The 4,718-nt window shown below is 43.3% G+C and carries 5 protein-coding genes and 1 pseudogene; 5 read left to right on the top strand and 1 reads right to left on the bottom strand.

Annotated elements, in window-relative coordinates:
• Positions 1-108: pseudogene (locus tag JCM12259_RS16335) on the bottom strand (helix-turn-helix domain-containing protein); the annotation flags it as partial.
• A 410-nt stretch (positions 109-518) separates the two neighbouring features.
• Between JCM12259_RS16335 and JCM12259_RS12340 the strand changes: the two are divergent.
• The 5 genes from JCM12259_RS12340 to JCM12259_RS12320 form a co-directional block, all read left to right on the top strand.
• Positions 519-1,955 carry a virulence-associated E family protein gene (locus tag JCM12259_RS12340; protein WP_025066671.1) on the top strand — a complete coding sequence of 479 codons (1,437 nt, stop codon included), beginning with the start codon at positions 519-521 and terminating at the stop codon, positions 1,953-1,955.
• A 181-nt stretch (positions 1,956-2,136) separates the two neighbouring features.
• On the top strand, positions 2,137-3,087 hold the full coding sequence (locus JCM12259_RS12335) for a toprim domain-containing protein (RefSeq protein WP_025066670.1): 951 nt from the start codon (positions 2,137-2,139) through the stop codon (positions 3,085-3,087).
• A gap of 4 nt (positions 3,088-3,091) precedes the next feature.
• Positions 3,092-3,553, top strand: a complete 462-nt coding sequence (locus JCM12259_RS12330) for a DUF3408 domain-containing protein (protein WP_025066669.1) — start codon at positions 3,092-3,094, stop codon at positions 3,551-3,553.
• 351 nt (positions 3,554-3,904) lie between these two features.
• Positions 3,905-4,336, top strand: a complete 432-nt coding sequence (locus JCM12259_RS12325; protein WP_025066668.1) for a plasmid mobilization protein — start codon at positions 3,905-3,907, stop codon at positions 4,334-4,336.
• On the top strand, positions 4,320-4,718 hold a 399-nt coding region (locus tag JCM12259_RS12320), incomplete at its 3' end, for a relaxase/mobilization nuclease domain-containing protein (protein ID WP_025066667.1). The genes JCM12259_RS12325 and JCM12259_RS12320, both read left to right, overlap by 17 nt.

The following is a 4,718-nucleotide window of genomic DNA, read 5'->3' as shown; positions in this document are numbered from 1 at the left end:
CCGTGTGCTTACTCTTTTCTCCGAATGCCTTGTGGCAACTCTCGCAAGGCTCAAAATTTCATCTCGAAGCTTTGCCCAATTGGTTTCTGTAATGATGTAATAGTTCATAATTTTATATTGTTATTGTTTGTTGTTTCAGGTCTTTCCTGTTTCCATCGGCAAAGGTAATGACGTGCGTGTGCCTCTCAAAGCCGTGGGGAACAGCAGGGAAGTATCGGGAACTATCGGGAAAAGAGCAATCCGTTTCATCGGTTCACATTTGTATTTTCCTGCCCCGTCTTTTTTCTTTCATTGCAAAATTAATATCGGGCATTTCTTATTCCATCACTTTTCATTCACGTGGCAGCTTGTGGCACTATGACAAGGACAAAAGAGACAGATTTATACTTTTGCCACTATACAAATAAGGCTAATAAGACAATCAAAGCAAAAGAGTACATCTGAAAGCAGACAGTAACATCCGTATTTCAGCTAACCTTTCTTTCCTGTCATCCGTTTTTTGCTTAATGAGACGATAAATGCTCTTCTTACCTGCCCGTTTACCTAAGAATTTTGCAGCAGACGAGCGCAACATTATGCAAGAATATTCTGAATGCTTGGAAGTTACGCATTCTCACCCTAACTTCACTCTTGGAAACCAATTCAAGGGAATAATGAAAAAGAACGCAGATGCAGGCAATATAGACAACAGAAGAAATCCTCATCGCAGGGGTAGTTCCTCCAAGAACGCAGAGATAGAAACCTACCTCTCCACACACTATGAGTTCAGATACAACACGGTATTGGGCAGAACCGAATATCGCAGTAAGGGTAATAGTAGTTTTGTAAAGGTTGGTCGCTATGAAATCAACACACTTCGCAGGGAACTTGATTGCTATGAAGGCATAGCGACTTCTGCCGAGAACCTTTATTCCATCATTGAAAGCAGCTTTTCTCCCCGTATCAATCCCGTGCAGGAGTATTTAAAAGGGTTGCCATTGATAGATATAGGTGATGGTTGTAGCAATGGTGGTAGTTACAGTGGTAGTAGTGTTCTTACTTTCTTTTCACCAAAAGCAATTCCTGATTTGGCAAGTTGTGTGGTCGTCCGTAATTCTAACAAATGGTTGCCGTATCTTACCAAATGGCTCGTGGCGATGGTCGCCAATGCGATGGACGACCGCGAGTGCCGCAACCATACCTGTCTTGTACTGACAGGCGAGCAGGGCAAGTTCAAGACGACGTTCCTTGACCTGCTCTGTCCCCCAGCACTGCATGGTTACAGTTACACAGGAAAAATATATCCGCAGGAGAAAGACACACTCACTTATATCGGTCAGAACCTTATCGTAAATATAGATGACCAGCTCAAAGCCCTCAATAAGCGGGACGAAAACGAACTGAAGAACCTTATCACCTGTCCGATGGTCAAGTACCGTATGCCGTATGACAAATATGTGGAGGAGCATCCCCACTTGGCAAGCTTTGTGGCATCAGTGAACGGCAATGACTTTCTTACAGACCCGACAGGCAGCAGAAGGTTTCTGCCCTTTGAAGTTCTATCCATAGACATAGAGAAAGCCAAGCGTATTTCAATGGACAATGTCTATGCTGAAGCCAAAGCCCTGTTAAAGTCAGGTTTCCGCTATTGGTTTGATGATGAAGAGATTGCCGAACTATACAGAGAGAGTGAGGACTTTCAGGTACAAACCGCTGAGATGGAACTTTTGCTGCGTTGCTTTGAAAAGCCAACGGAGGATGAAAACTATTCGTTAATGACTACTACGGAGATACTCACCTATTTGGGTATTTATACTCACCAACCACTTGTTGCCAAGCGTATGGGCGAAGCCTTGAAGAAAGCAGGATACATAAAGGTGAGCAAACGAAGAAACGGTGGTAGCCCCATATATGTCTACAAGATTAGGAAAATCTTGCCATGCCCGCTCCTTCAAACTTGTAGTAGCCAAATGTAGTAGAATGTATAGTATTGTCTTATACTACAAAGTAATACTGATTATCAATCACTTATCACAGAATAGTATGTAGTAAGAAGAAAGATGAAAAAGTTTGGAGGGGAAAAACTTTGGAAACGGTAAAACCATAAAACAGACAAGCATAAATAATTATCATTCAACCTATTAAAGTATCAAAACAATGAAAGAAGAAGATTTATCACTTATCAAGCGATATTCCATCATGGAGTATCTCGAAAGGAAGGGTATCAGACCTGTCCGCAGGACACCTGCCTATGCAATGTACCGTTCACCGCTCAGGGAGGAAACGCGTCCGAGTTTCAAGGTGGACACGGAAAAGAACCTTTGGATAGACTATGCCGAAGGCAGGGGTGGAAGCATTATTGACCTTTATATGCGCTTGGAGGACTGCACGCTCTCGGAAGCAATCTGCCGTTTGGGGCAGAACGCTTCAGAGTATACAGCGCACAGCTATTCAAAGACTGAACCCCGTATTGGTCTCAACCAGACAACTACAAGACAAGCAAGCGGAACAAGGAGACTGATAAGCATATCAGACACCTTGCCGCCGCACCTGCAGGAGTATCTCAAAAAGGAACGCTGTATTGATTTAGAAAAGGCAACACCATTTCTCAAATGTATCAGTTACGAGGTAAGGGAAAGAAGATATGAAGCCATCGGCTTTGCCAATTCTTCGGGTGGCTATGAGCTTCGTGATGATAAGACTTTCAAGGGAACAATTGCTCCCAAAGACATCACTCCGATATTTGAGGAAAAGGCACACCCCGTCTGTCTGTTCGAGGGCTTTATGGACTTTCTCTCTTTTCTTTCAATGAAAGGTGAAATAACCAATCAATGCCTTGTGATGAACTCTGTGAGCAATGTGGCCAGAAGTATTCACTACCTGAACGAGAGGAATATAACCTCCATTCGTGTTTTTCTTGATAATGACGATGCAGGACAGAGAGCAGTACAAGAGTTAATAAACGCAGGCTTTAAGGTAGAAGATATGGCTGTGTATTATAGAGACTTCAAAGACCTCAACGAATATCACATCAGCCGTGTTCGTGAGCATGGGAAATCCCAAAATACAAGCAACAAGATAAAACAAGTCAAACTTAAAATAAGATAGAGTGATGAAAAAGGAAAGAAGAAATATGGAAGAAATAGATCGTTTCATAGGAAAAACTTTTGGTATGAGCCAAGCTGAAAATTCAAGTGAACAAACCGTCTCTGAATTCCGGGCAAAGGGAATGGAAAATATTCAAGGGCAAAAACAACAAGAGGCAGAACATGCCATAGAGCATGCCACGCCATCCGAGCCTGCACAGCATACAGAGAGCGCAACCGTTCAACGACGCATCAGTGCCAAGATGAGAAAGGAGACTCTCGAAGCCTATAAGCAAGCGTTCCTTGTTCCAACAAAGCTAAGTGAGAGAAAAGCGGTTTACCTGAGCAGGGAAACACAGGAACGTGCGGACTTCATTGTCCGTAGATTGGGAGATAAAGGAGCCAATGTCTCGAGCTTCATCGAAAACCTTGTGCGTATCCATTTGGAGGAATACGGTGAGGATATAAAAAAATGGAGGAAGCTGTAAACAACAGAAAAACGGTCAAGGACTATCGAGTAAAAGGATGTCCTTTTCACTCAAAATCCTCGACCGTTTTAGGGTAGTACCAACAATAGATTTTTACTGAACACATTGAACGGTGGGAATGCCACGAACACAGTTAATCTTCTGAATGCATAGCATTCATTTTTGGACGACAAAACGCTTTATGCGTAAACGTTTCGTTAGCTGACATTGCAAGACGTCAGTTTGTACCCACAAACTGCGCTTGCTCCCCTCGTTCGGTTATCGGGGAGATTAGACCGTAATCACTCCGTTCTCATCGGTCAGCGTTCGGAAATTAAGCAAGATTGAAAACAAAGAAAAGAGGACTTTTATATGAACAGATATGATAGCAGAACTGCCAAATGGCAGCAACGAGGTAAAGAAGAAGCGAGGATGAACAAGACGGAGTTCATCAAGGTAAGATGCACCTTAGAGGAAAAGCAGCGTATTAGGTCAAAGGCGGAAAGCACAAGACGGAAGTTCTCAGACTACTGCCGTGAAATACTCCTTAATGGAGAAGTGGTTGCCATTCCTAAGATGACGGACAATGAGAGAGAAGCCATTGCCATTCTCCAGCATACGGGCAGGTTCTATGGGCAGATTTCCAACCTTATTAAAGTCAAGGATGAGAGATGGGTACATATCACACAGAACCTTTCGCTATGTGCCAAAGAAGCATTTAAGCGATTTTACGACCCGCATTTTCGTGTGGACGACGAAATATATAAGGTCTTAAACATGTCGAGAGATGATAGGAAAATGTAAGGCGATAGCGCATGGCAGCACGGCTTTGGATTATATTTTCAGAGAGGGAAAGCTCGGTAATCGGCTTGCCTTCCACAATCTTTGCAGCAGAGAACCGAAAGCAATCTATGAGGAAATGAAAGTGGTCAGCGATTATAACAGTCGTTGCAGAAACAAGTTCCTCCGCATTGAAATCGGTATAGCACCTCAGGATGAGAAGAAACTACCCGTATCCGAACTCATGCGGATAGCCCATCTGTTTGCCAAACAAATGGGACTTGACAACCACCAATGGGTAGCAGTAACGCACAAGGACACCGATAACAGGCATATCCATATCATTGCCAACCGCATCAGCCTGTATGGAGAAGTCTATGACACCACTTTTGTGAGCAACAGGGCA

This window comes from Hoylesella enoeca JCM 12259, assembly GCF_000613405.1.
Lineage (GTDB): Bacteria > Bacteroidota > Bacteroidia > Bacteroidales > Bacteroidaceae > Prevotella > Prevotella enoeca.
This window is presented reverse-complemented; position numbering and strand designations above follow the sequence as displayed.